The organism is Glutamicibacter sp. MNS18, from assembly GCF_026107515.2.
GTDB lineage: Bacteria > Actinomycetota > Actinomycetes > Actinomycetales > Micrococcaceae > Glutamicibacter.
This window is the reverse complement of record NZ_JAPCHW010000003.1, coordinates 366,954-393,532: the sequence shown is the minus strand read 5'-3', so window position 1 is coordinate 393,532 and position 26,579 is coordinate 366,954. Positions and strand designations below refer to the sequence as shown.

At 66.3% G+C, this 26,579-nt stretch carries 24 protein-coding genes; 15 read left to right on the top strand and 9 right to left on the bottom strand.

What is annotated here, in order from left to right; all coding sequences use genetic code 11:
• Positions 1-51: 51 nt before the first annotated feature.
• The 3 genes from OK351_RS05415 to OK351_RS05405 are packed head-to-tail and all read right to left on the bottom strand — an operon-like array spanning position 52 to position 1,711.
• Entirely contained in the window at positions 52-966 is a 915-nt protein-coding gene (locus OK351_RS05415; protein ID WP_265156560.1) for an SURF1 family cytochrome oxidase biogenesis protein, read from the bottom strand.
• 11 nt (positions 967-977) lie between these two features.
• Positions 978-1,253 (bottom strand): acetone carboxylase, encoded by a 276-nt coding sequence (locus tag OK351_RS05410; RefSeq protein WP_265156558.1) that lies wholly within the window; start codon positions 1,251-1,253, stop codon positions 978-980.
• On the bottom strand, positions 1,253-1,711 hold the full coding sequence (locus OK351_RS05405) for a DUF3099 domain-containing protein (RefSeq protein ID WP_265156556.1): 459 nt from the start codon (positions 1,709-1,711) through the stop codon (positions 1,253-1,255). The genes OK351_RS05410 and OK351_RS05405 overlap by 1 nt, the downstream gene beginning before the upstream one ends.
• 215 nt (positions 1,712-1,926) lie before the next feature.
• On the opposite strand from OK351_RS05405, the gene OK351_RS05400 reads away from it, so the two are divergent.
• Both OK351_RS05400 and OK351_RS05395 read left to right on the top strand, forming a co-directional pair.
• A complete protein-coding gene (locus OK351_RS05400; protein ID WP_265156554.1) occupies positions 1,927-2,649 on the top strand; it encodes a beta-ketoacyl-ACP reductase in 723 nt (240 codons plus the stop codon).
• 53 nt (positions 2,650-2,702) lie between these two features.
• Positions 2,703-3,452: an SDR family oxidoreductase gene (locus OK351_RS05395; RefSeq protein WP_265156552.1), complete on the top strand. Its 750-nt coding sequence runs from the start codon at positions 2,703-2,705 to the stop codon at positions 3,450-3,452.
• Between the two features lie 89 nt (positions 3,453-3,541).
• Here the strand turns inward: OK351_RS05395 and OK351_RS05390 are convergent, their stop codons facing one another.
• Positions 3,542-5,275 (bottom strand): VanW family protein, encoded by a 1,734-nt coding sequence (locus OK351_RS05390; RefSeq protein ID WP_265156550.1) that lies wholly within the window; start codon positions 5,273-5,275, stop codon positions 3,542-3,544.
• Between the two features lie 206 nt (positions 5,276-5,481).
• Positions 5,482-6,393: a phosphoserine phosphatase SerB gene (gene serB, locus OK351_RS05385; protein ID WP_265156547.1), complete on the bottom strand. Its 912-nt coding sequence runs from the start codon at positions 6,391-6,393 to the stop codon at positions 5,482-5,484.
• Between the two features lie 133 nt (positions 6,394-6,526).
• Here serB and OK351_RS05380 point away from each other — a divergent pair, with 133 nt between their 5' ends.
• The 6 genes from OK351_RS05380 (at position 6,527) to OK351_RS05355 (ending at position 12,246) form a co-directional block, all read left to right on the top strand.
• Positions 6,527-7,312, top strand: a complete 786-nt coding sequence (locus OK351_RS05380; protein ID WP_265156545.1) for an ABC transporter ATP-binding protein — start codon at positions 6,527-6,529, stop codon at positions 7,310-7,312.
• A gap of 14 nt (positions 7,313-7,326) precedes the next feature.
• A complete protein-coding gene (locus tag OK351_RS05375; RefSeq protein WP_265156543.1) occupies positions 7,327-8,133 on the top strand; it encodes a sulfite exporter TauE/SafE family protein in 807 nt (268 codons plus the stop codon).
• The gene (locus OK351_RS05370; protein ID WP_265156541.1) at positions 8,126-8,959 is read left to right on the top strand and encodes a TrmH family RNA methyltransferase; all 834 of its coding nucleotides are present in this window, start codon (positions 8,126-8,128) and stop codon (positions 8,957-8,959) included. Before OK351_RS05375 ends, OK351_RS05370 begins: the two co-directional genes overlap by 8 nt.
• A 136-nt stretch (positions 8,960-9,095) precedes the next feature.
• A complete protein-coding gene (locus OK351_RS05365) occupies positions 9,096-9,353 on the top strand; it encodes a type B 50S ribosomal protein L31 (RefSeq protein WP_138173919.1) in 258 nt (85 codons plus the stop codon).
• 129 nt (positions 9,354-9,482) lie between these two features.
• Positions 9,483-10,538, top strand: coding sequence for a lipoate-protein ligase LplAB (locus OK351_RS05360; RefSeq protein ID WP_265156537.1), 1,056 nt, complete (start codon positions 9,483-9,485; stop codon positions 10,536-10,538).
• An 85-nt stretch (positions 10,539-10,623) separates the two neighbouring features.
• The gene (locus OK351_RS05355) at positions 10,624-12,246 is read left to right on the top strand and encodes an HNH endonuclease signature motif containing protein (protein WP_265156534.1); all 1,623 of its coding nucleotides are present in this window, start codon (positions 10,624-10,626) and stop codon (positions 12,244-12,246) included.
• A 76-nt stretch (positions 12,247-12,322) separates the two neighbouring features.
• Here OK351_RS05355 and pepN read toward each other — a convergent pair whose 3' ends face one another.
• Complete coding sequence (gene pepN, locus OK351_RS05350) at positions 12,323-14,974, bottom strand: aminopeptidase N (protein ID WP_265156532.1); 2,652 nt, start codon at positions 14,972-14,974, stop codon at positions 12,323-12,325.
• 228 nt (positions 14,975-15,202) lie between these two features.
• Here pepN and OK351_RS05345 point away from each other — a divergent pair, with 228 nt between their 5' ends.
• The 4 genes from OK351_RS05345 to OK351_RS05330 all read left to right on the top strand — a co-directional run bounded on the left by OK351_RS05345 (position 15,203) and on the right by OK351_RS05330 (position 18,938).
• Entirely contained in the window at positions 15,203-16,225 is a 1,023-nt protein-coding gene (locus OK351_RS05345) for a DUF1648 domain-containing protein (RefSeq protein WP_265156530.1), read from the top strand.
• 210 nt (positions 16,226-16,435) lie between these two features.
• Entirely contained in the window at positions 16,436-16,660 is a 225-nt protein-coding gene (locus tag OK351_RS05340) for a helix-turn-helix domain-containing protein (RefSeq protein ID WP_265156528.1), read from the top strand.
• Position 16,661: 1 nt separating this feature from the next.
• Positions 16,662-17,918, top strand: a complete 1,257-nt coding sequence (locus tag OK351_RS05335) for a type II toxin-antitoxin system HipA family toxin (RefSeq protein WP_265156526.1) — start codon at positions 16,662-16,664, stop codon at positions 17,916-17,918.
• A gap of 540 nt (positions 17,919-18,458) precedes the next feature.
• Positions 18,459-18,938: a VOC family protein gene (locus OK351_RS05330; protein WP_265156524.1), complete on the top strand. Its 480-nt coding sequence runs from the start codon at positions 18,459-18,461 to the stop codon at positions 18,936-18,938.
• Positions 18,939-19,049: 111 nt separating this feature from the next.
• Here OK351_RS05330 and OK351_RS05325 read toward each other — a convergent pair whose 3' ends face one another.
• A complete protein-coding gene (locus tag OK351_RS05325) occupies positions 19,050-21,065 on the bottom strand; it encodes an acyl-CoA dehydrogenase family protein (protein WP_265156522.1) in 2,016 nt (671 codons plus the stop codon).
• A gap of 20 nt (positions 21,066-21,085) precedes the next feature.
• Complete coding sequence (locus tag OK351_RS05320) at positions 21,086-21,766, bottom strand: TetR/AcrR family transcriptional regulator (protein WP_265156520.1); 681 nt, start codon at positions 21,764-21,766, stop codon at positions 21,086-21,088.
• Positions 21,767-21,837: 71 nt separating this feature from the next.
• Between OK351_RS05320 and OK351_RS05315 the strand changes: the two genes are divergently transcribed.
• The 3 genes from OK351_RS05315 to OK351_RS05305 are packed head-to-tail and all read left to right on the top strand — an operon-like array spanning position 21,838 to position 25,327.
• Positions 21,838-23,133: an acetyl-CoA C-acetyltransferase gene (locus tag OK351_RS05315; RefSeq protein WP_265156518.1), complete on the top strand. Its 1,296-nt coding sequence runs from the start codon at positions 21,838-21,840 to the stop codon at positions 23,131-23,133.
• Positions 23,133-24,470: a 3-oxoacyl-ACP reductase gene (locus OK351_RS05310; protein ID WP_265156516.1), complete on the top strand. Its 1,338-nt coding sequence runs from the start codon at positions 23,133-23,135 to the stop codon at positions 24,468-24,470. The genes OK351_RS05315 and OK351_RS05310 overlap by 1 nt, the downstream gene beginning before the upstream one ends.
• On the top strand, positions 24,470-25,327 hold the full coding sequence (locus OK351_RS05305) for a MaoC/PaaZ C-terminal domain-containing protein (protein ID WP_265156514.1): 858 nt from the start codon (positions 24,470-24,472) through the stop codon (positions 25,325-25,327). The genes OK351_RS05310 and OK351_RS05305 overlap by 1 nt, the downstream gene beginning before the upstream one ends.
• 28 nt (positions 25,328-25,355) lie before the next feature.
• Here the strand turns inward: OK351_RS05305 and OK351_RS05300 are convergent, their stop codons facing one another.
• Entirely contained in the window at positions 25,356-26,549 is a 1,194-nt protein-coding gene (locus tag OK351_RS05300; protein WP_265156512.1) for a glycosyltransferase, read from the bottom strand.
• Positions 26,550-26,579: the final 30 nt, after the last annotated feature.

The window sequence follows — 26,579 nt, the reverse complement described above, 5'->3', positions numbered from 1 at the left end:
TTGTCCAGAGCCTGCCCTGCAGAGGTTCCGGACGTTTCGGCCACAGCTCGCTTAACGGTCGCCCGCGCCCGGCCCGGCGACCTGGTCACTGCCATCGAGCATGGCGTCCTCGATGGCCTCATCGGTCAGACTGCCGTCGCGGCGGTACCTCTTGACCTGCTTGGTGCGGATCTTGCGGACCTTGTGGATCGGCTCGTCGAATCCCGCGGCCTTGGCCTCGGCCAGTTCCTCGGCATCCTCACGGTTCAGCCGGCGCTGCTGCTTGGCCGCGTACCAGAAGCCCACGAAAGCCAGCAGGCCGAAGGCGAACCACTGGTAGGAATACGACAGGTGCGGTCCCTCGTCGGTGTCCGGCTCGTCCAATGGTTGCGGTGCGGTCGCCGGAGCCGGGGTTTCGGCGTACATGATGCCGTACGCCCCCTGGGCGATCGGGTAGTCCAGGACCCCGGCGTAGGTGGGCAGGTTGACCGTGGCCAACTGCCCTTCGGGGGCCTGGCGGTCCAGGGTGGGTTCCCCGGGTTTCAGCCGGACCTCCACCTGCACAGTGCCGGCCGGTGGTTCGGGGATCTGGTCGGGCCAACCGGCCCGCTCATCGCCGATGGGCAGGTAGCCGCGGTCCACCACCACGGTGCGCCCATCGGTGAGCCGGAAGGGGACCAGCACCTCGTAGCCGGGGCGGCCGGCCTTGATGCGGTTGCGCACCACCCGGGTGTCCTCGGCCAGGTACTGCCCTTCCAGGGCGACGGTGGTCCATTTCTTGTCCGCGGGCAGCTCCTCGAAGAGTGCCAGGGCCTCGGGGGAGGAGCTGGCCGGGGCGAAGTAGTTCTCGTTGACATGGGAGATCTCGGTGAGCACCTCGGCCCGCCGGTCCATCTGCCAGCGGCCCAGGAAAACACAGGCGCCAGCGAAGATGCATACCAGCAGCAGCCAGCCGATCCAGCGGGTGCTGGCCAAAAAACGGTACATGGGTGTGTGTCCTACTCCTTTGCCGCGTCGTCGGTGGACGGTGCGGCCTCCGGCTGGGCCGCGTCCTGGATCGGCAGGGTCTGTTTGTACAGCAGTCGCTCGCGCAGGTAGGTTTCCAGCCAGTCACGGTGCCCGGGACAGGCCAGCCAGGTCTTGCGCCGTTCGGGGGTGTGGATCTTGGGGTTGTTCCACAGCAGCTTGTAGGCGGCGTCGTCGCGGCAGCCCTTGCGGCTACAGACCAGCCGTTCGGCAACCGGTGCGCCACCCAATGAGGAGAGCAGATCCATCAGGCCGCACCCCCGCCGGATCGCGGGTCGCCCCGTTCCCCGGTTTCGCCGGGGGATTTCGAGGTATCGGCAGTGGCCGCATCGGCCCAACTGCCATCGATCACGATGGTTTCGGCCCCGGCATCGTCCGGTTGGCCGGCTTCCGGCTCCCCGGTCTCCAGCTGGGTGGGGGCCTGCTCGGTGAAGAACTCGGCCGGGGGTTCGCGTTTGGTCACATCCGCCCCGCGATTGGCGATGACCACCGCGATATACGGCAGCACGATCGCGCCGACCAGCATGATCCATTGCAGCGGACCGCTGGTGAAGAAGGCGGCGATGAAACACAACACGCGGATGGTCATGGAGATCGTGTATTTGCGCACGCGCGAACTCTGGTCCACGGTATGCGCCTCGTGGGCCTCGGTGATGCGGTGAACGGGCACCGGATTGTTCTCACGGTGCGAACGGGGATGGGCCATTACCTCAGACTATGCTTCTCTCACGGGATTCCGTAGTCCATTCTCTCACCGAAGGCTGTGAGAAACGTAATTTCTACCCGGCGTCGAAGTAAGAATACCGCTGGGTAAGCAATAGGATGACAGGTGATGCTAGTTTTCGCCTCCCACCTGCCCCGACGGTCCAACCCATGTCACCGGGCGGTCGCTGGCGATATCAGGAACGAATTGGAGTACAGATGAGCAATGGGACCACGACCGGGCGCAGCGTCCTGGTCACCGGCGGAAACCGCGGCATCGGGCTGGAAATCGCCCGGGCCTTCGAAGCCAATGGCGACAAGGTGGCGATCACCTACCGCAGCGGCGGGGTGCCCGAGGGGCTTCTCGGAGTCAAGGCCGACGTGACCGATACCGCCTCCATCGATGCGGCCTTCACGGAAGTCGAGGCCGCGCACGGCCCGGTCGAGGTGCTCATCGCCAACGCCGGGGTGACCAAGGACACCCTGTTGCTGCGGATGAGCGAGGAGGACTTCACCTCGGTGATCGACACCAACCTGACCGGTGCCTTCCGTGTGATCAAGCGCGCCTCCAAGGGCATGCTGCGCAAGAAGTACGGTCGTGTGGTGCTGATCTCCTCGGTGGTGGGCCTCTACGGCTCGCCGGGGCAGATCAACTACGCCGCCTCCAAGTCGGGCCTGGTGGGCATCGCCCGCTCGCTGACCCGCGAACTGGGCTCGCGCAATATCACCGCGAACGTGGTGGCCCCGGGCTTCATCAACACCGACATGACCGCGGCGCTGCCCGAGGACGTGCAGAAGAACTACCTGTCCTCCATCCCCGCCGGCCGCTTCGCCGAGGCACAGGAGGTGGCCAAGGTGGTGCGCTGGGTGGCCAGCGACGAGGCCGGCTACATCTCCGGGGCCGTGATCCCGGTCGACGGCGGCCTGGGCATGGGCCACTAGGCCCCACGGCTACAGCCCCACAGCACACACGAACAACCTAGGAGAAGAAGACTTTGAGCGAATACAAAGGCGCAATCATCACCGGTTCCTCACGCGGCATCGGCTCGGTGACCGCGCAGATCCTGGCCGAGCAGGGTATCGGCGTGGTCATCAACTACCGTTCCAAGGCCCCGCGGGCGAACAAGATCGTCGCCGGGATCCAGGACAAGGGCGGATCTGCCGTGGCAGTGGGAGCCGACCTGACCACCGCCGAGGGCCCGGCGGCGCTGGTTGCCGCCGCCGTGGAGAACTTCGGCTCGCTGGACGTGCTGGTGCTCAACGCCTCGGGCGGCATGGAAACCAATATGGGCGAGAACTACGCGTTGCGGCTGAACCGCGACGCGCAGGTGGCGATGCTCGAGGCCGCGCTGCCGGCGCTCAGCGAGGGCGGCCGGGTGGTCTTCGTGACCAGCCACCAGGCGCACTTCATCAACGAGGTCTCCACCATGGAAGCCTACGACGCGGTGGCCAAGTCCAAGCGTGCCGGTGAGGACGCCCTGCGCGCGCTGATCCCGAAACTGGCCGAGAAGAACATCACCTTCGTGGTGGTTTCCGGGGACATGATCGAGGGCACCATCACCGCCACCCTGCTCAACCGCATGGAACCCGGGGCGATCGACGCCCGCCGCGAGGCCGCGGGCAAGCTCTACTCGGTGGAGGAATTCGGTGCCGAGGTCGCCAAGATGGTCTTCGCCGAGGTGGAAACCGGGCATACCGAACTGGTCGGCGGGGCCGGGGACTTCCTCAAGGCCTCGGGCAACTAGCAGACGCCCCGCCCCGGCGGGCACTGGAACCCAGCGGACCCCCGTACACCGGTACGGGGGTCCGCTGGCTTAATAGCCGTGCTCCGGTGCTACGGCTTCTTGCCGCAAACCACCTTGTTCCACGGTGAATAGGTCCAGGTGTTGGTGTCCGCCGGAAGGGTTGTCGAACCGTCCAGCGCGGTGCGGTTGCGCGTGATGGAGATCGTGAAGCCCTGGCGTCCCCCGGATTCCGGGGTGCAGTTGGCGGCCTCGTTGTACACGGTCTGCGGGTTGGTGTAGCTGTGCTTGCCGCTGGAGGATTCGGAAACCTTCCAGTACTTGGTGCTCCACAGGCGGGTGTGCACCGCGTCGGAGGAGACCCAGGCCTGGATCATCACACCGTACGGGGTGTTGTTCTTCCACTTCATATCCACCTGGCCCTCCCAGAGGGTGGCCTCGCGGCCGGCCGGGTAGCGTTCGAACCAGCGCGAGTGCGGTTTGTGCTCGATGTCGTCGTAACCGGCCAGGAAACCGACGTTATACATCTGGGTGGAGATCTGCGAGAGCCCGCCACCCACCGCTTCGGTGGCGAAACCGCTGTTCACCACGCCGGAGCTGTAATAGCCGTTGGCGGTGGTGATCGGGGCCAGCACGCCCAGCAGCGAGAAGGTCTCCCCGGGCTGCACCAGGATCCCGTTCAGCTTCGCGGCACCGGCCTTCAGGTTCTTGGTGCGCACCGTGTCCGAGGCCGGGTACGGGGTGGAGAAGTGCACGATCTCCTCCTTCACACCCAGTTTGGTGGCATCTTCGGTGCTGAAGTCCGGCTCCTTGGTTTCCAGCACCACCTCGGCGGTGCGGTTCTCGGTCTTGGCCGCGGCGAGCACCTTGGCACCCAGGCCGGAGGTTTCCAGTGCCACACCGGTGGTGGATTCGATGATCTTCGGTTTGCCGTCGGCCAACACGATCCGCGCGTCCTTGGCGGTACTGCCCAGCTCCGAGTTCTTGGTGGCCGCGTCGTACAACTTCTGGTCATCCAGCGAAAGCCGGGGGTGTCCATCCTCGGAAACCGAGTAGCTTGCCGCTGCGGCAATCGAGGCCGCGGAAAGCTCTACGCTCTTGCCCTCGGAATCCAGGGTGACCGGGGAGGCCAGCAGCGGGGTAACCTCGGCATCCAGGAAGGCCTGCAGATCCGCGGCGGAAACCTGCGGGGCCACCACCTCGGCGGGCAGCTCGATCACCGCGCCGTCGGCACGCCATGAATCGGCGATCTTCTCGGCGGCATCCTCGACCCGTACGGTGACCCCGTCCAGCGGCTCGACCAGGCTGGCCTTGCCATCGGCGAAATCGATGCCGCCCTCGGCCACTTCGGTGTCCGCTTCCCCGGCCACCGACTGCACGGCGGCGGTCAGCTTCTGATCGTCGGCGATGACCACCGGGGAGGCGTCGTAGGAGTCGGTCAGCCGCTGGTAGAGGCTGACCGGGTTGATCTCGTAGCGGGTCAGGTCCGCCACCGTGGCGGCGGTGTCGATATGCAGTCCGGCCTTTTCCGGGTCCAGCTCGTAGCCGGTGCCGTGGACCTGGAGCCGGATGGCCTCGGCGGCCCGCGGCAGCAATTCGGCATCCAGGGTGGCCCGGGCTTCGGACTGGTTCATCGAACCGATCTGCACCCCGGAGACGGTGGTGTTCGCCGGGATCTGCGAGCTGATCCAGGCCGCGCCACCGAAGTACAGGCCAGCGGCGGCCACCAGCGCGCCGCCGGAGATGATCCACGGCTTGGCACTGCGCCTGCTCTTCGTGGCGGCCGGGGTGGGCTGTTCGCTTGAATCCGGTTCGGGGGTCTGCACGGGTATTGGCTCTTTCGCGGGGATCATGGGGTAGGGCGGCACGGTACCGCGGCGGGAAATCCCTCACCGACGGCGTGCAGTGCGCCTTAAAAATACTATCTGTTTGAACAACTCCATCCGGCACATTTGGCCGGTTCGGTGCGAATCGTTATGCAGTTGTTGGAATTGACCGGGGCCGCCCCGCGGGGCAGGCCGGGCGGGGGACCTCAGCGTTCCAGTACCAGGTCCGCGATCACATCCAGCGCGGGGAAGTCCAGTTTCACCGCCGCCTGCTCACGCAGGGCGGGTTTGGCGTTGTAGGCGACGCCGAGCCCGGCGGTGTTGAGCATGTCCAGGTCGTTGGCCCCGTCGCCGGCGGCGATGGTGGCCGAAACCGGGATCCCGTGCGCTGCGGCCCAGGAGTGCAGCATCTCCTGCTTGGTGCTGCGGTCCACGATCTTCCCGTGCACGGTGCCGTCCAGCACCCCGTCGACGATTCCCAGGGTGTTGGCCAGCGCATGGTCCAGCCCCAGCTCGGCGGCCAGCGGATCCAGGATCTGCTGGAACCCGCCGGAAACCACCGCCACCAGGTGCCCGGCGGCGTGGAAGCGGGCCACCAGCTCGCGTGCCCCGGGGGAGAACTCGATGCGCTCGAGCACCTCGCCCAGCACCCGGTCCTCCAGACCTTCAAGGGTGGCGACCCGCTGCACCAGCGATTGGGCGAAATCCAGTTCCCCGCGCATCGCCGCCTCGGTGACTTCCGCGACCTCGGCCTCGCGCCCGGCATGGGCGGCCAGCAGCTCGATGACTTCCTGGCGGATCAGCGTGGAGTCCACGTCCATGACCAGCAGCAGCCTCGATGCCTCGGTGATCGCGGCGGGCACCACGGCCAGGCAGACGTCATCGGCGGCAAGGTAGCCCCGGGCGAACTGCGCGGCGGCGAACTGCTCGACCTGCTCACGCAGGGTGGACTCGTCGGTATCCAGCTGGATGCGGCACACTAGGCGCCCGGAGGATTCGGCCACCGGCAGGACGCTGCCGGCCGGAACCGGCCCGGACTCGGCGGCCTGGGCCAGCAGGGCCTCGAAGGTGGGCCGGGGCAGGTCGGGGCGGGAGACCAGTACAAAGGTTGAAGACATAAGACCATCTTGGGTCCGTCGGCGCTCTGCGTCCAAAAATGACGCGCCGCCGCAGGGGTCGGAACGCACCACACTACGCACCTCCCGTCGCCCAATTTAGGCAAATCCGTTGGAAAAGTTTAGGGTTTTACCCATGAGCGAAGTGCTATCTTTCAACGATGTCAGCGTGGTCCGCGGACGCAAGGAACTGCTCTCGGGCATCAGCTGGGATGTGGCCGAGGGCCAGCGGTGGGTGGTTCTGGGCCCCAACGGTGCCGGGAAGTCCACCCTGATGAACATTGCCGCCGCCCGGATGCACCCCACCCGGGGCACCGCCGGCATCCTGGATGAGACCCTGGGCAAAGTCGACGTGTTCGAGCTGCGCCCGCGCATCGGACTGAGCTCCACCCTGATCGCCAGCCAGATCCCGGCCCACGAGACGGCGCTGAACGTCGTGCTCACCGCGGCCTACGGGTTCACCGGCCGCTGGCGCGAGAAGTACGAGAAGATGGACGAGCGCCGCGCCTTTGCGCTGCTGCACGAATGGGGGATGAGCACCTTCATCAACCAGCCCTTCGGCAAGCTCTCCGAGGGCGAACGCAAGCGGGTGCTGATTGCCCGGGCGCTGATGACCGACCCGGAACTGCTGATCCTGGACGAGCCCTCGGCCGGCCTGGATGTGGCCGGACGCGAGGACCTGGTCCACCGGATGGGTCAGCTGGCCGCCGACGAGGATGCCCCGGCCCTGGTGCTGGTCACCCACCACCTGGAGGAGATCCCGCCGGGGTTCACCCACGCGCTGCTGCTCAATCGCGGCAAGGTGGTGGCCGCCGGGGAACTGGCCGCGACGCTGAGCGAGCAGAACCTGGCCGCGACCTACGAGATGGACCTGGCCGTACGAGTGGACAACGGACGCTACACCGCGTTCGCGCGCCGTTAGAAGGCTGCTGGGTCTTGGTTGAATACTGGCAGGAACTACTGATCTTCCTCGGTGGCCTGTGGGCCGGCACCATCAATACGGTGGTCGGCTCCGGCACCCTGGTCACCTTCCCGATCCTGGTGGCGCTGGGCATCACCCCGGTCAACGCGGTGGTCTCCAATGCGATGGGCCTGGTGGCCGGCGGCTTCTCCGGGGCCTGGGGGTACCGCCGCGAGGCCCTGCAGGTCAAGCGCACGCTGCTGAAACTGGTGCCGCTTTCGCTCATCGGCGGGCTGATCGGTTCGCTGCTGCTGCTGAACCTGCCCGAATCGGTGTTCGGGGTGGTGGCCCCGATCCTGCTGGCGGCCGCCCTGGTGCTGGTGATCTTCCAGCCGCGGCTGTCCGCCTGGGCCAAATCCCGGCAGGCCGCCCGCGGCGGTACCGACCCGGATGCCGCCGACCAGGCGAAGATCCCGCTGGTCCTGTACATCCTGGTGTTCCTCATCGGCGTCTACGGCGGCTACTTCACCGCCGCCCAGGGCGTGCTGCTGATGGCGGTGTTCGGCGTGTTCCTGCAGGCCTCGCTGCAGCAGTCCAATGCGATCAAGGTGATCCTCTCGCTGCTGGTGAACCTCATCGCCGCGGCCATGTACCTGATCATCGCCCCGGAGCGGATCCACTGGATCGTGGTGCTGCTGATCGCCGTCGGCTCGTTGATCGGCGGATTCATCGGCGCCAAGGTGGGTCGCAAGCTCTCCCCGTTCTGGCTGCGCGTGGTTATCGTCGCACTGGGTCTGGTGGCGCTGGGCAACATGGGCTACAAGTTGGTCAACGGTGGCTGAGCCGGACTACGCCCACCGGGTGCATGAGATCGCCGCGCTCTCCGACCCGCGGCTGGATGACTACCTGCGCCTGTCCGAGGCCAGCCTGCGCATGCGCAGCGATATTGAGAACGGGATCTACATCGCCGAGAGCACCATGGTGGTGCAACGGGCGATTTCCATGGGCCATGTGCCGCGCAGCTTCCTGCTGGCCCGCAAGTACCTGCCGCAGCTGGAAGCCGAGTTCGCCCGCTACCCGCAGGCACCGATCTTCGTCGGCGAGGACGCCGAGCTGGAGGCGTTGACCGGGTTCCACCTGCACCGCGGGGCGTTGGCGGCCATGGAGCGCCCGGCCCCGCTGGACCTGGATCAGGTGCTGTCCCGCTCCACGCGGATCGCGGTACTGGAGGACATCGCTGACCACTCCAACCTCGGCGCGCTGCTGCGCTCGGCCGCCGGACTCGGGGTGGACGCGGTGCTGATCACCCCGCAGTGCGTGGACCCGCTCTACCGGCGCAGCGTCCGGGTCTCGATGGGCACCGCGCTGACCATCGACTGGGTGCGGCTGGGCTCCTGGCCGGCGGACCTGGAACGTATCCGCGGGCATGGCTACCGTATCCTTGCCCTGGAACTGACCGAGGACGCCACGGCGCTGGATGAACTGCATCCTGCCCCGGGGGAGAAGATCGCGATGATCCTGGGCAACGAGGGGCGCGGGGTACGCCCCGAAACTCTGGAACAGGTTGATGAATGCGTGATCATCCCGATGGCCCGCGAGGTGGCCTCGTTGAACGTGGCCGCGGCCAGCGCGGTGGCCTTCTGGCAACTGTGTTCTTCACAACGCTGAGCCGGTTCGGCCAAAGCCCGAGGGGTGCGATAGGATGGAATGTCTGTGTGCGCGCCCGCGTGCCATGCAGGCACCAATTTTCCGAGTACGTTGTTGCTGGCAAAATCCAGTGGCAGATAACCAAAGGGTATAAAGCATGAAGGCTGACATCCATCCAAAGTACAACTACGTTGTCTTCAACGATCTGGCATCGGGCGAGAAGTTCCTGACCCGTTCCACCGTTGGCAGCTCCAAGACCATCACCTGGGAGGACGGCAACGAGTACCCAGTCATCGACGTCGAAATCTCGGCCGCTTCGCACCCGTTCTACACCGGTAAGCAGCGCATCATGGACACCGCCGGCCGCGTCGAGCGCTTCAACGCCCGTTTCAAGGGCTTCGGCGGCAAGAAGTAGGTTTTACCTGCCCCCGTTTTTCCAGTCGGCGGGTGGTGTGCGGATGATTTCCGTTCACCACCCGCCGTTGGTCTTTAAAACCAGAAGTCACCTTGATATTGGCCGGGCGCGTGCCGATATGATGAAGGCATGAGGCACCATGGCGAATACAAGGTAGTTGGCGGCAAGCTGGTCATCGCGGACCTGCTCAGCGACGGGAGCGGGATTGCCGAGGCATCAATCAACGGGGACTTCTTCCTGGAGCCCGATGAGGCGCTGGAGGACATCAACCGGGCGCTGGTCGGGTTGCCCACCGACGCCAGCCACTCCACGATCCGCGATGCGGTAGCCGCGAACCTGCGCGAGGGCGCGGTGATGTTCGGCTTCGACGCCGAGGCGGTGGCCCGTGTGGTGCGCCGGGCGCTGGGCCATGCCACCGGCTGGGCCGACCACGACTGGGAAATCATCGGCCCGCAGGCCATCCCGATCACCGAGCAGGTGGCCCTGGATGAGGTGCTGGCGCGCGAGGTCGCCGCGGGAAATCGCAAGCCCACGATCCGCTTCTGGGACTGGGATGAGCGCGCGGTAGTCATCGGCTCCTTCCAGTCCCTGGCCAACGAGGTAGATGCACAGGCCGCCGAACGCCACGGCGTGCAGGTGGTGCGCCGGATCTCCGGCGGAGGGGCGATGTTCATGGAAGCCGGCAACTGCATCACCTACTCGTTGTACGCCCCGGACTCGCTGGTGGACGGGATGAGCTTCGCCGATTCCTACCCCTTCCTGGATGCCTGGGTCATGGATGCGCTGACCCGCATGGGGGTGCAGGCCTACTACAAGCCGTTGAACGACATCGCCACCGCCGAGGGGAAAATCGGCGGGGCCGCGCAGAAGCGGCTGGCCCGCGGCGGCCTGCTGCACCACGTGACCATGAGCTACGATATCGACGCGCAGAAAATGGTCGATGTGCTGCGCATCGGCCGCGAGAAGCTCTCCGACAAGGGCATCGCCAGCGCGGTCAAGCGGGTGGACCCGCTCAAGAGCCAGACCCGGCTGGAGCGCGCGGAAGTCATCAACATCATGATGCAGACCTTCACCGAACGCTATGGAGCCACGCCGGGCGCCGTGGGCGAGGACACCCGGGCCGCAGCCCGTACGCTGGCAGATTCCAAGTTCTCCACCGATGAATGGACCGCCCGCGTACCGTAGGCCGGGGCCGCGACTCCTGGTAATTAGTTCGAAGATTTATTCGAATAACTCTTCAGTTCCCCCGTGTTCCTTGGGATAATGGAGTATGGATCTCAAAGAGGTATTCGATAGCGACGACGATTCCAGTCGTCTGCCGCTGATGCCCGACGGGATGCGCAAATACGCGGGGGATGACGGCAGGTTGTGGGCGGGGCCGGTTGAACTGGCGACGCTGGGCTTGGCCATGGAAGCCAAATGGGCGCAGGTCCAGGAGCTGGGGGTGCCCGGCTGGGCCGGTCCGGCGCTGGCCCGGATCAAGCTGCTGAACGAATACCGTTCGATGCTCGACGCCTACGAGGCGATGACCATGGCCGACGGACTGGAACTGGCCATGCGGGGCCCGTTGCGCTGCGAGGTCGAGACCCTGCCCGGCGAACCCCTGGACGTTCCCGCTGGCATGGAGATGGATCAGTATCTGGAGGAACGATGGGGTGTTGACCCCTCCGATCACGACGTGGTGCGTTCCAACTACGTGACCGAATTATCGACCATGAGCCGGAAGACGGTGCAGAAGGCCGGCCGGCGGCTGATGGTGTCCCTGGGGCTACGCGATCTCTGCCCGAACACCTTCCGGGCATTGTGTGACGGCGCCATCACGATGAATGCCGCCTCCACGATCGTCTCCCGGTCCCAGGAGCTTGAACCGGCGCAGGTGGCCGAGCTGGAGGAGCAGTTGCTGCCGGTGGCCCGCCGTGGCACCGATGAGCAGGTTATGGACAAGAGTCGGCGGGTGCGGCAAAAACTTCTACCTGAATCCGCACAACAGGCCAGGGACCGGGCCGAGCAGGACCGGCGGATCACCTGCCGCCCGCAACCGAACGGGATGGCCAGCATCGCCTGGTATCTGCCGGCCGAGGACGCTCAAACGGTGATGAACAGCGTGGATGCACATGCCAAGGCCCAATTCGCCGATGACGAGCGGTCCATGGCACAGCTGCGTTCAGATATCATGCGCGATGTCCTGATCGATGGGTGGCCGGCGAAGCCGGGGCCGGGGTACCAGGTCAAACTGATGGTCACGGTTCCTGCGGTCGAATTGCTGGTCGATCACGGCAAGGGGCTGGCCGACCTGCAAGGACACGGTCCGATCCCCATGGGTGTGGCTCTGAAGCTCGCCGCCCGGGCACCGTCCTTTGCCCGGGTACTTACCGACCCGTGGGACGGTGCCCCAATGGATGTGGGCCGCAAACGCTACCGCCCACCGCGCGCCCTGCGGGATTTCGTGGCCCTGCGCGACGGGTGCTGCACTTTTCCGGGGTGCCGACGGTCATCGCAGCATTCGGAAGTGGACCACATCGAGGATTGGGCCAAGGGCGGGAAAACCAGCCGCACCAACACCCGCCAGCTGTGCAAACGCCATCAGCTGTATCGGCATCTGCTGGGATGGACCAGTGTGCATTGCCCCGACGGGTCGATCCTGTGGCGCAGCCCGCACGGGATGCTGACCGAGTCGTTACCCAACAGCGTGGTCAACGGGTTGTGTACGTCGACGGATCTCTCGCGGGTACGCCAAGGGCCGGAACCGCCCAAGCTGCTGCTGACCGATCAGGTATGCCGGCTGTTGGCACTGGATGAGTACGGCCCGAGGCCGAAGGCGCAATGGTTCACCCCGGCCCGGGAGCAACAGGTCCTCCTCGGTTCGGGGGAACGGGTACCGGATAACGGTTGAGGACGGCGCGGCATCCTGCCCACCGGTGGGCCCACATCCCGCACAGCAGGTTGTGGGCCCATGGGCTGCCGGAAGGCTATACGCCTGAGGCTCGACGGGACACCTGCTGTGCTTCGAGGCTGCGTTCAAGTTCGGCCTTCTCCTCGATCAGGATGCGTCGCAGGGCCCGCGGTGCAGTTCCGTGTTCCTCCAGCCACTCCGTGACCGCGCGCAGCGCGGGATTGTGCTGCGGGGTATCTGACAGGTCCTGATTGCGCGGAAACAGCCCGCGGATGATCCTCGTGGAAAACTCCATGCTCATGGATTCGAACACCTGAAGGATCCGCGTCCAGTAGGTCTCCTCGAAACCCGCGAGCAACTCCCGAGATCCCATGCCGAACCCCTCGGCGATCGCGCTCAGAGCGTCATTGGACAGCTCCCCGTCATCATCACGTGCGGAAAAGACCTCCTCAAAGGCCTTCGCCTTGACCGCATGCTCGGGCCGGGCCGCCCGCGCGGTACGCACCGCATTCTGCGCGATCGTCGTTGGATTCTCTTGCAGTGCCGCGTGCATCCTTACCTGGGCGGTCTCATCCAGTCCCCGTGCGGCGGCCACGGCCTCCCAGCTCAACCAGAGCAGCTGCTCGTCGACATTGACCCGATGGGGATTGGGCTGCGGGGCCAGGAACGAGTCAACGACCTCTACGGCCACACCGCTGCGGGCCAGCCTAGCCAGAGCCCGGGCGGTGGTGGTCTGGTTGTCGCTGCCGGCCTCCAGCTCGCCGAGCCAGCCGGTCAGGGCCTCGGCGGCTCGCTGGCGGGCCGTGGGACGCAATTCGGGAGCCAGATAGCGGTTCACGCTGTTGAGCAACTGATCCACCAGCACGGCATACACGCCGGCGTCCTGGACCGTGGAGGCGTGGGAGAGTACGGCATCCACGTAGTGCTGCGTCGCAAGCCGGCCACCACGCACGGCATCCCAGAGCGAGGCCCAGCAGGTGGCCCGCGGCAGGGAATCGGTGAGGGATCCCAGGTGTTGCAGCAGCGTCCGCAGGGAACGCTCATCGAATTCGATGACCGCATAGGTCTCATCCCCGTCGTTGGGCAGCAGCAGGTCCGGGGCCGGGGTGCCGACCAGGAAATCCAGGGCCACCCGTTCACCGATGAGTTCAACGCGTTCACCACGGGTACGGACCAGGCGGCCTTCGCGCAGGTCGTAGCCGGCCACGGTCAGCACGTGCGGGCGGAGAATGCCCTCGCCGGTGAGCGGATCGGTGCCGCGTTGGACCAGGGCGGCCGAGGTGACCAGCCCCTGCTGGTCCGCGGCTAGCTCGATGCCCAGCCGCGGCACCCCGCTGGTGCGCAACCAGGCGTCGGCCCAGGCACCCATATCCCGGCCGCTGGCCTCCTCCAGGGCGGCGAGGAAATCGCCGAGCGAGGTATTGCCGTACTCGTGCTTCTGGAAATAGGAGCGGGCCGCATCTCGGAAGGCCTGCGCGCCGACGAAGGCGGCCAGCTGCTTGAGTACGCTGGCGCCCTTCGCATAGGTGATCCCGTCGAAATTCTGGTCCGCGGCCTGCAGGTCCGTGATATCGGCGACGATGGGATGGGTGGTCGGCATCTGATCTGCCACGTAGGCCCAGGCCTTACGGCGTGCCGCGAAGGTGGTCCAGGCGGTCGTGAAGTCGGTGGCCACGTCATTGGCCAAGGTGCCGATGTAGTCGGCGAAGGACTCCTTGAGCCACAGGTCATCCCACCACTTCATGGTGACCAGATCGCCGAACCACATGTGCGCCATTTCGTGCATGATGGTGTTGGCACGTTGCTCGTGCTGGGCCTCGGTGGCGTGGGAGGTGAAGACATAGCGCTCGGTAAAGGTCACCAGCCCGGGGTTTTCCATGGCGCCGAGGTTGTACTCCGGGACGAAGGCCGAGTCGTACTTGCCCCAGGGGTAGGGGTAGTCGAACAGCTCGTGGAAATAGCTCAGGCCCTGCTTGGTGACCTTCAGGATTTGCTCTGCGTCGAAGTCCTTGGCCAAGGCAGCCCGGCAGCTGGCCGCCAGCTCGATGCGCAGTTCCGACCCGTCCTTCAAGGTGAGGCTGTGCTCGTCGCGGACCACATGGTACGGGCCGGCGAGCACCGAGGTGATGTAGCTGGATATCGGGGGAGTGGGTGCGAAGGTGACCGTCTTGGTGCCATCCTCGTGGATGTGCTGCGATTCGGCCGGTTGATTGCTGGCTAGATGCCAGGATTCCGGGCCGCGGACGGTGAAGCGATAGGAAGTCTTCAGGTCTGGCTGTTCAAAGCAGGCGAACACCCGCCGTGCGTCGGCCGGTTCGAACTGGGTGTACAAATAGGTCTGCTGGTCCTGCGGATCCAGGAAACGGTGCAGGCCCTCGCCGCTGCGCGAATACAGGGCACGTCCGGCAATGACCACGGTGTTCACCGCCGTGGTCTGCAGATCCGACAGGTAGATCCGGCTATCGAGCACCGCACCGTCGACGGCGACCATCCGCCCATTGACCTGGATTTCATCCACACCGCCATGGATGAAGTCGATGAAGGTCTGGGTGCTGCCGGAGGAGAAGCGCAGGGTCGTCGATGACAGGTAGCCCTCCTGTCCGGCATCGGTGGCATTGCCCAGGTCCAGGAAGACATCGGCTGAATGCCAGACGATATTGGCTGCGCGCCAGGCGGCCTCATCGCGGGTCAGGTTTTCGTTCGGTGCATAGCGTTCAAGAGTGTCCACCACCCCAGCTTAGCTGTGAAACGTTTACTTTATAATCCCCAAGCCGGAATTCCTCTGGCCCGCTTCGTTCTGCCATGCGACGTGCCAGCGATTCCGCGTGCCCTGACGTCAAACACTTGTAAGTCATGCATGAAGTGTAGTTATTTATTACATTCGAAGGTCAATATCGTGTCAGAAGGTATGATCGGTAGGAGTCGGAAAGCTTCCTGGATGAAATGGGCCTTGCTGATGGATCGAAGCGCTGAGCGTTACCAGCGGCTGTGGCTGTGCGGGAATATGGCCCTGCTCGTGCTGGCCTGCGTGGCCATTGCGCTGTGGGCCTTTCTGGATTCCGCTCGCCTGCCTGCCGAACTCGCGGTGCACTGGAATGCCCGGGGTGAGGTCAATGGGATCGAGTCACTACCGGTCTTCGTGCTGACCACGCTGCCGATCAGGCTGTTCTCCGCCGCGGCGCTCATGCTTGCCGGCCTGTCCATGCGCGGGCAATCAACGCTGCTGGCCCGCTGCGGCATGGCCGCGGGGATGATGCTGGGCGCCTTCATCCTGGGTCTTGTCATGGCCATCATTGTTGGGCAGCGTGACCTCCAGGATTCCTCGATGGCAACACTGGAGGGTTGGCCGATGGCCGCCAGCATCCTGGCAGCCGCACTCCTGGGGGCTGGTGTCGCGATGCTCTACCGGCCGGAACCGGCGCCGGTCCCGGAATCGAGCCAGGCCCGGGTAGCCGACCGGATGGCCAACGACCTGCGTTCGCTGCTGGCCACCACCCAGCGCGCACTGGCGCAACAAAGCACTGTCCTGGAAATCGGGTTGAGTGCCATCGGCGCGCGAAACGCTTGCCTGCTCACCTGCCTGGCCGCCGGCGTAGCAGGTTGGTGGTGGAGCCTGCCGTGGCTGGCGATCTGTGCCGTCCTTGGCGCGGCGGGTGGCTGGATCCTGCTGACCGGTACGTTGCTCATAGGTCCCGACGGAGTGCAAGTGCGCCTTGGCGGAATGATCCGCTGCAAGCGCATCGGGTATGACCGGATCGCCTCGGCTCACGTGCGCGAAATCCGTGCGTTGGACTACGGCGGGATCGGCTACCGTTCGAATATCACCGACGGCGGGTTCATCGCCGGATCCGGGACCGCGGTAGTGCTGAAGGTCGACCAGTACCTGGAGCGGGTCTTCACGTTCCAGGGGCACCAGTGCGCCGCGAGGGTCTGTGCCCTGGTCAACGCCCATCGGGGACTGGGTGCCGTGCGACGCTGAGCGCGGCCAGGGAACCGGGGTGACCCAGAATGGTTTCCGTGGTGACGGGGTGTCCAACCCACCCACCCGGCCGCAATTGACGGCCGGTTCGCCGCCGCATTGCGGGACTGGGTCCATCCGGCCGGAATATACAGATTTCGCAATAGTCAGATTCATATCCAAAAAATGTAATAATATTGAGCATATCCGGAATTCGTCATAAGGAGGCCCATGTTCGGGACTATTGATACACCGAGCGATTTGGGTCGCGCCGTGCATGCGGCGCGCCTGGAGCTGGGGATCACGCAGACTGAGCTGGCCACCGCCTTGGGCTACAGCCAGCGCTACATCTCCGATGTGGAGACCGGGAAGGCCAAGACACTGAGCGCGAACCTCTTCGAACTGCTGGACCAATTGGGCATCCAACTCATGTTCCGGACGGTGGACAATGGGTGAGGTGCCGGTATTCCTCTACGACGAACACGTCGGTCTGCTCATAGATGAGGGACCGAACCGTGTGGGATTCAGGGCCTCCGCCCGGGCGCTCTCGCGCCATGGGCTCGGATCAACGGCGCTGTCCCTGAATCTTCCACTGGGCGTCGTGGCCAATGATGTCCACGCCGCGACCTCGTTCTTCGGGGGCATCCTCCCGGAAGGACGGGGGCGGCAGAACCTGGCCCGGCAGGCGGGGGTTCCCGGCACGGATCTCTACGCAATGCTCAACTACGCGGGAACGGATGTTCCCGGAGCGGTCGTCATCGGTCCCTACGCCTACCCAGAGGACCATGAGCTGGTCCCCGCCGGTGCGGACGAGATCGAAGCAATGCTCAACCGGACCGCCGACTACGCCATGGGGATGGTCGGCGGAGGTGGATCGCTGCCTGGCATCCAGCCCAAAGCCGTGCTTACCTGGAACGAGGGCTGGTACCTGACCTCGAAGGGTGCCTCGTCCACCCATATCCTGAAACCGGTGGCACCGGGCCAAGAATGGGGCGCCCAGTGGGAGGCCTATTGCCTGGCCCTGGGCCGGTCCCTCGGCCTGACCTCGTTCGAGGCCACCGTGCAGGGTTTCGGCCAACGCACGGCATTGGTCGTCGAACGCTATGACCGCATTGCCCAGGGCCGGCGGATCACCAGGCTGCACCAGGAGGATGCCGCCCAGGCGCTGGGCCTGCCCTGGGATACCGACGCGAAGTTCGAAGCCGTTGACCGGAGGGCAAGCCATGCCAATGTTGCGAACCTGCTTCCCCGGGTCAGGAAGCTGGCCAAGTCCAGGGGGCCGCGGCACCGGCTGCTGGCCTACATGACCTTCAATGTGGCGATCGGCAATACAGACGCCCATGCGAAGAACTTCTCGCTCCTGCATCTGCCCGACGGCGGGATCGATCTGGCGCCGCTCTACGACGTCACGGCCCTGGCGCTGGCCCCGGACGGCCAGCAGAACATGGCGCTGAGGGTCAACGGCAAGGCCCACCAACCATCGATCACCCTGGACGACCTGGTCAGCGAGGCCGAAACCTGGGGGATTGGCCCCGGGGTGGCGCGGGAGATCGTGAGCGAAACCCTGCAGGGACTGCTCCACGCCGTGGAGGTGACGGATCACCAGCAGGTGACCGAAAAGCTCGTTAGGTATATCTCCGTTCAGACCCGGAACCTGCTTGCGGGGCGCAAGGCCGCGGTATCCGACCTCCCTGCCTACCTGGGGATGTTCTAGGCCCGCGGGATCCGGCGTTGCCCAAAAAGACGTGATCCCGCGGATGCCCAGGAACAGGTGCCGGCGCCCAGCTCGAGTTCGACCGGTACCAGGCGCCGGTTCCGGTTCAGCTGCCTGAAACCCGCGGAGTCGAAGGTGGAGAGCGCCCCGGTGAACAACCCGGCGTTGCTTTACCCGGTGATCGCCGTATCAGTGGGCCGTACCCGACGGCAGCGTGCAATTGCCGTGTGGCGATGCCCCGGCCCCGGAAGGCGGGGCGTACCTGGTGGCGCAGGTCGGCTTCGTTGCGCCGGGCGTCGTGAGTCCAGCCCGGGTCGATGACGTGCCGGCACGTGCACCGGGAGGGATCGCCAGTCTCACCGAGGCTGGTGTCGACGTCCTTCCAGCGGTCGGCGGTGGCCGGAAAGGTCCCGATGGCCATGCTCAACCTCCCGCGGGCCATCTTCCGAGGTGACCCAGACTACCTGCGGCGGCGGGACGCAGGGAGTAGCATCGGTGCAGTGCACCACCGCTCCGCCAGCCGTTCACAGGAGGAACATCATGCCGGGAATCAAGCATCTTGACCATGTGGGGATCACCGTGAGTGATCTGGATGAGGCCACCGAGTTCTTTGTGGCCCTGGGCCTGCGGGTGGAGGGGACCATGGAGGGGATGGAAGGCGAGTTCCTCGATACGGTGTGCGGCATCCCGGATGCGCGCACCAATATCGTGATGCTCAAGGCCCCGGGGTCCGAGGTCGGCATCGAGCTATCCGGCTTCGAACGGCCGGCACCCGGTTCGGGGCAGCCTGCGGCAATGGCCAACGAGCCCGGACTGCGCAGCATCGCCTTCGAGGTGGAGGACCTGCATGGGCTGGTCGGGGACCTGGAAACCCGGGGCTACGGGCTGGTCGGCGGGATCGGGCGCTACGAGGGGCAGTGGCTAATGGCATACATCCGCGGCCCGGAGGGGCTGATCGTTGCAGTGGCCGAGCGTCTGCAGCCCACGGATCCGGCGCCGACCGCCGGCCATCGGCAGTAGAAGAGGTGCCACGTCCGTGACACGGCGACGCGCTTGCCAACGCAGCGGTGCCCGCACCCTGTCGGGGGATGCGGGCACCGGTGGCTCACGGGAGCGGAACCCGGGCGGCGGCTAGACCTTGGCCTTGCCCACCGACTTCTCGCTGACCGGTGCGTTGTCGCTGGCACGCAACCTGCGGAAGTACTCCATGGCCTCGTCCTGGCGTTCGCCCTCGATGCCGCTGGAGATCTCGGCGCGCAGGTGCTCCTGGGTGTAGCCGAAGGCATCCACCAGATCCTGGGCGTGCGGGCGCAGGCGGGCGAGCAGCCGGTTGATGTACTCCGGCAGGGTCCGGGCCCGCTGCATCGACAGCCGGCCATTGGCCAGGTACCAGCCCAAATCGTCCTCGATCACGCACAGCGCGAAGACATCGCGCACCCAGGTGAGCACCTCGCGGGTGTTCTGGTCGGTGACCTGCTCCAACGCCCGGGTGAAGGCCTCCCAGCGCAGCAGTTCACCGTGGGCGCGGGCCGCCTGGATCAGCAGGTCCTGGTTCTCGTTGAACTTCGCGGCGGTCTTGGCCTTGTCCTTGCCGGCACTGCGCAGGTTGGACGCCACCTCGGCGACCATCGCGTCCACCCGTTCGGCCAGCAGTTCCTTCTGGTTGGCCGGGTCCTTGAAGAAGTTGGCGCTCTTGCGCTCGTCGCTGGCATCGGCGAAGGTCTGCGCGACGGTGCGCAACCCGGTGCGGTGCAGGGCGGTGGAGCCGACCTGCTTGGCCACGTAGCGGGCGACCGCCCCGGTATCGAGCTTGCGGAACTCGGCGGCGTAGTCGGTCAGCAGCCGCTTGCCCACCAATTGCAGCAGGACGTTGTTGTCCCCCTCGAAGGTGACGTAGATATCCAGGTCGCTATGCAGCTGGTTGAAGCGGTTCTTGGCCATGTACCCGGAGCCGCCGCAGGCCTCGCGGGCCTCTTGCAGGGTATCCAGGGCATCCCAGGTGCTCAGCGACTTTAGGGCCGCGGCCAGGGTCTCCAGGTCCTGGCGGTCCTCGTCGCTGTCCTCGCGGCCGGAGAAGACCGCGTCGAACTTGGTCAGCAGCTCGTCATGGGCGAAGGAGGCCGCGTAGGTGCGGGCCAGCTTCGGCAGCAGCCGGCGCTGGTGGCGCTGGTAGTCCAGGATGGTGGTTTCCTCGGTATCCGAGGTGCTGGTGAACTGGCGGCGCTGGTTGGCATAGGTGATCGCGATCTGCAGGGCGATCTTCGAGGCGCTGGTGGACGCGCCGTCCAGCGACACCCGGCCCTGCACCAGGGTGCCGAGCATCGTGAAGAAGCGCCGGCCCGGGGAGGCGATCGGGGAGGAGTAGGTGCCGTCGGCGGCCACATCGCCGTAGCGGTTGAGCAGGTTCACCCGCGGGATGCGCACTTCGCTGAAGTGCAGCCGGCCGTTGTCGATACCGTTCAGTCCGCCCTTCAGCCCGTCGTCCTCACCGCCGATGCCTTCCAGGAAGTTGCCGTGCTCATCGCGGATCGGCACGTAGAAGCAGTGCACCCCGTGGTTCACGCCCTTGGTGATCAGCTGGGCGAAGACGGTGGCGGCGGTGCCGTGCAGGGCGGCATTACCCAGGAATTCCTTCCACGCGGCCTTGAAGGGGGTGTGGATGATGAATTCCTCGGTGTCCGGATCGTAGGTGGCGGTGGTGGCCACCGAGGCCACATCCGACCCGTGGCCGATCTCGGTCATCGCGAAGGCCCCGGGAACGGAGAAGTCCAGGATGCCCGGCAGCCACTTCCGGTGGTGCTCCCCGGTGCCCAGGTGCAATACCGCACCGCCGAACAGCCCCCACTGCACCCCGGCCTTGATCTGCAACGAGGGATCCGCCGCGACCAGTTCCTCGAAGGCGGCGATGGAGCCGCCGTGGTTGTCCGCCCCGCCGAAGGCGGCCGGGAAGGCCAGCTGGACGGCCCCCTCCTTGGTCAGGATCTTCAGCTGCTCGAGCACCCGCTCGCGGTGCTGGTCCATGCCCAGCGCGGGATCGCGCTGCAGCTCGGGGCGGGCGGCGCGGGCCCGCGAGGCCTTGCGGATGTCCGCCCAGGGACCGAGCAGCTGCTCGGTCAGTGCTGCGACATCAATGCGGTGGTGGTTCATGGTGGACCTTTCTGGTGTGGCTAGGCGCCGGGTTTGGTGGAGGCGATTCCGTGGGTGAGCCAGCTGCACAGGGCATCGGCCAGTTCTTCCAGGGTCGGGCGGTTCTCATCGTGCGGTTGGCGCAGCCAGAGCTCGCCCGCGGAGCGGACCATGCCCAGCGCGGCGCGCGGCCACAGGGCGACGGCCGGGTTGCTGGAGTCCGGATGGGCGCCGAAGTAGGCGGCCACCCGTTCGGCCATGATCTGCGTGATCTCATCGAAGAAGGCGTCGAGCACCCGGGTCGGGCCGCCGCCCGCGGCATGCGGTGTGGTTAGTGCGTCGACGGGTTGCGCGGTGACGAAGAAGTAGATGTTCGGACTGCTCTGGGCCAGTTCCAGGTAGGCGGTGACCATCGCGTGCAGGGCCCCGGCCTCGGCCTGCTGGGCCAGGCCCGCGGCCAGCACCTGGCCCCGGAATTCGTGGATCACCACGTCGCCCAGCGCCTGGCGCAGCCCTTCCTTGTCACCGAAATACCGGTAGTACACCGGCTTGCTGGTGTTGCCGTGGGCCGCGATGTCATCCATGGAGGCCTGCGGCCCCAGATGGTGGATGGCCTTGCGGGCCATGGACAGCAATTCCAGCCGACGTTCGCTGCGGTGGCGCTGCCACCGTGCGGCACGGCCGTCACCGGCGCCGTCGATTCCTGCTGAGATCTTGTTCACGTTACTCACAGTATCATGTACTCTTGGTTATAGTAATAATTGTCACAGCCGAACCACCCAGGAGCCCATTCATGGCAACACCTTCCGTTCGCCCGGCCGTCGTCATCGGCGGCAACCGCATTCCCTTTGCCCGCTCCAACACCAAGTACGCCAACGCCTCGAACCAGGACATGTTCACCGCCGCGCTGGAGGGGCTGGTGGCCCGCTTCGGATTGCAGGGCCAGCGCATCGGCGCCGTGGCCGGCGGCGCGGTGCTCAAGCATTCGAAGGACTTCAACCTGATCCGCGAGTCGGTGCTGGGCAGTTCGCTGGACCCGGCGACCGTGGCCTATGACGTGCAGATGGCCTGCGCCACCGGGATGGAGGCCATCGGCTCGCTGGCCAACAAGATCAAGCTCGGGCAGCTGGATTCGGGAATCGGCGGCGGTGTGGACACCACCAGCGACGCCCCGATCGCGGTGTCCGAGGGGCTGCGCCAGGTGCTGCTGGAGCTGGCCCGCGCCCGCAGCACCAAGGCCAAGCTCACCGCGCTGTCCAGGCTGCGCCCGGCCCACCTGGCCCCCAGCGCGCCGGGCACCGGCGAACCACGCACCGGCCTGTCGATGGGCGAGCACCAGGCCAAGACCACCCGCCACTGGGGGATTACCCGCACCGCCCAGGACGAACTGGCCCTGGCCAGCCACCGGAATCTCGCCGCCGCCTACGAGCGCGGGTTCTTCGACGATTTGATGACCAGCTTCAACGGGCTGAGCCGGGATAACAACCTGCGCGCGGACTCCACCCTGGAGAAGCTGGGTAGCCTCAAACCCGCCTTCGGCAAGTCCCTGGGGGAGGAAGCGACCATGACCGCGGGCAACTCCACCCCGCTCACCGACGGGGCCTCCACCGTGCTGCTGGGCAGCGAGGACTACGCCACCGAGCACGGTCTGCCGATGCTGGCGAACTTCGTGGACTTCGAGGCGGCAGCCGTGGACTTCGTGCACGGGGCCGAGGGCCTGCTGATGGCCCCGGCCTACGCGGTGGCCCGGATGCTCAAGCGCAATAACCTCACCCTGCAGGACTTCGACTTCTACGAGATCCACGAGGCCTTCGCCGGCACCGTGCTCTCCACGCTCAAGGCCTGGGAGGACGAGGAGTTCTGCCGCGAGAAGCTGGGGCTGGATGAACCGCTGGGAGCCATCGACCGCGGCAAGCTGAACGTCAACGGTTCCTCGCTGGCCGCCGGCCACCCGTTCGCCGCCACCGGCGGACGTATCGTGGCCACGCTGGCCAAGATGCTGCATGAGAAGGGCTCGGGCCGGGGACTGATCTCCGTCTGCGCCGCAGGCGGACAGGGTGTCGTGGCGATTCTGGAGGCTCGGAACTAATGGCGGACAAGTACCTTGACATGGTGAACTCCGGGTTCACCGCCACCCTGGCCAAGAAGTTGGGCCTGCCGCGCCCGGCCCGGTTGCGCCGCTGGTCCACACAGACCCCGCTGCTCCCCGGCCCGCTGCTGGTCCTGGGCTCCTCGGCCCGGGCCCAGGCACTGAGCGACACGTTGGTGTCCTGGGGCCTGGATGTGCGGCGTAACGATGCCGGGGGAGCGAAGCTCGGCGGGCTGATCCTGTTGCTCGATGAGCTGACCCACCCCGAACAACTCTCTCCGCTCATGCTTGCCGCGGGTCAGGCGGTCCGCCAGCTGGTGCCCGGCGCCCGGGTGGTCTCGATCTCCCGTCCGGCGTTGGCCACCGATGAACCGGCGGTTGCCGCGGTCCGCCAGGGCATCGACGGGGCGATCCGTTCGCTGGGGCGCGAACTGCGTGCCGGGGCCACCGCCAACGGCATCCTGCTGACCGGGGATGCCGAGGCGGACAGCCCCAGCGTGCTGGCGGCCACCCACTTCTTCCTCTCCGGACGCAGCGCCTACGTGGACGGGCAGTTCCTCCAGGTCTCGGGCAACGCCGGAGAACTTCCGGAAAGCTTCGATGCCCCGCTGGCCGGTAAGGTGGTTGCGGTCACCGGCGCCGCCCGCGGCATCGGCGCGGCCATTGCCGCGACCCTGTACCGCGACGGGGCCACGGTGATCGTGGTGGACATGCCCGGCGCCTCCGACGCCCTGAGCAAGGTGGCCAACCGGGTCTCGGGTACCGCCCTGCAACTGGATGTCACCGCCGCCGACGCTGGCACCCGGATCATCGAACACGCCCGGGCCCGGCACGGGCAATTGGATCTGGTCATCCACAATGCCGGGATCACCCGGGACAAGCTGCTGGCCAATATGGATGCCGGCCGCTGGGACTCGGTCATCGCGGTGAACATCGCCTCGCAGCTGCGGATGAACGAGCAGCTGCTGGCCGCCGACCTGCCCGGATTGCGCGTGGTATCACTGGCCTCCACCTCCGGGATCGCCGGCAACCGCGGGCAGAGCAACTACGCGGCCTCCAAGGGCGGGGTCATCGGCATGGTGCGTGCCAGCGCCGAGGACTTCGCCGCCAACGGCGGTACGATCAACGCCGTGGCCCCGGGGTTCATCGAAACCGAGATGACCGCCAAGATCCCGCTGGGTACCCGCACGGTGGCGCGGATGGTGCTGCCCTCGCTGATGCAGGGCGGGCTGCCGCTGGATGTGGCCGAGGCTATCGGCTTCCTGGCCTGGGATGCCTCCCAGGGGATCAACGGGCAGACGCTGCGGGTCTGCGGCCAGTCACTGGTGGGTGCCTGATGCCTGTCGAAATCGTCAACGAGCTGCCCACCATGGGCCAGGTCTACGCCAAATCCGTGAAGACCCTGGCCCGCAAGGGCAAGAACCCGGTGCTGCCCGATCGGACCCTGGTCTACCAGGGGGCTACGGCCGATGCGCAGAAGCTGGCCGAATACCGTCGTGCCGTGGGGGCGCGGATGACCGGGGAACTGCCCAGCCTGTATGTGCATACCCTGGCCTTCCCGCTGGCCATGTCGCTGATGGTACGTGAGGACTTCCCGCTGCCCCTGCTGGGAATGATCCACCTGACCAACAAGGTCACGGTACAGCGCCCGCTGGGCGAGGCCGAGGCCTTCGACGTGCAGGTCAACGCCGAGAACTTGGGCTCTCACGCCAAGGGGGTCAGCTGCGACCTGGTGGTGCGGATATCGACGCAGGGGGAGGAACGCATGGTGCTGCGCAGCACCTTCCTGGCCAAGGGGGCCACGCTCTCCGGCAGCACACCGGAGAAGGCCGGGCGCAGGGAGTTCAGCGTGCCGCTGCAAACCGCCCAATGGAAGCTGGGGGCGGATACCGGGCGCGGGTGGGCCGCGGTGGCCGGGGACTACAACCCGATCCACCTGGGCCGGCTCTCGGCCAAGGTCCTGGGCATGCCCAGGGCCATCGCCCACGGCATCTATCTCGCGGCCCGCACACTGGCGGATATCGAACCGGTGGGCGTGGGCTACGAGTGGGAGATCGAATTCATGACCCCGGTGCAGCTGCCGGGCACCGTGCACCTGGCCTTCGACGCCGAGGAAGACGGGTTCGAGGTCACCGCGTGGAATCCACGCAAGCTCAAGCCGCACTTCGAGCTCGAACTGGAGCTGCTGGACTAGGCGTGCCGCTGGCCGGCGACAACGAGGGTTAGCCGGCCAGCAGGGACTGCCGGGCGACCCGGTAGCTGGACAGGGCCTCGACCGCGGCGCGTTCCCAGGTGAACTTGGCACTGTGTTCCAGGGCGGCGTGCCCCGCACGGGAGATCAGCTGGGGATTGCGGGCCAATTGCACCAGCTGGGCTGCCCAGAGGTCCGGATCCGGTTGCGGCATCAGCCAGCCCGAGCGTTGGTCGTGCACCGAGTAGTTCAACCCGCCCACCTGGTTGGCGATGACCGGGGTGCCGCAGGCCTGGGCCTCGGCGGCCACCAGCCCGAAGGTCTCGGACAGCGAGGGCACCGCCACCAGGTCGGCGTTGGCGAAGACCGCGGCCAACCGGGAAGGATCCAGTGGGCCGTGGAACGCCACCTGGCGACGCAATCCGGCTTCGTCGACCAGGGCCGGCAGGTCGTAGTCGGCCGCCCCGGAGAGCGAACCGTAAAGGTCCGCGGTGATTTCCAGGCCCGGGGCCAGGGCCATGGCCCGGCCGACCGCGGCGATGAGCAGGTGCGCTCCCTTGAGCCGTTGCATGCGCCCGGCGTAGACGATATGCAGGTCATCGGACCCGTCGGGGCGGCAGAGCTTATCCTGCGCCGGATGGAAGATGCGGTGGTCCACCCCGGGCAGGACCACATCGAGCTTGTCCTGGTGTAGCGCGTAGAAGCGCACCAGCTGCCGTGCCTCGACCGGGGTGTTGGCGATGATGCGGTCCGCCTCGGCGAGCAGGATCTTTTCCGAGTGCTTGCGCACCATTGGTTCGGCAATCCCGGATTCGTACTCCTTGGCCTCGGCGGAGGTGTGCATGGACACCACCAACGGGACCTTCCAGCGTCCGGCCAGCTCCAACCCGACCATCCCCGAAAGCCAGTAGTGGGCGTGGATGACGTCGAAGTCGACGGGTGCGAAATGCCTGCCGGCGGCCTGGACGGCCTCGGCGATGATCCCGGGCAGCTCCTCCTTGGACAGGGTCCGGCCCGCGGCGACCTGCAGGTGGTGGATCCAGACGTTCTCGATGACCTCCTCGGTGCGGGAGGGGCCCGCGGTGCGGGTCACCAGGTGGATCCGGTGACCCAGCCGGCCCAGGGCGAAGGCCAGGTTCTTGACGTAGACGTTCATCCCCCCGGCATCCCCGGCGCCGGGCTGTTCCAGCGGTGAGGTGTGCAGGCAGAGCATGGCGATACGCATCAGGAAATCCTACCGGATCGGTAAAGGGGG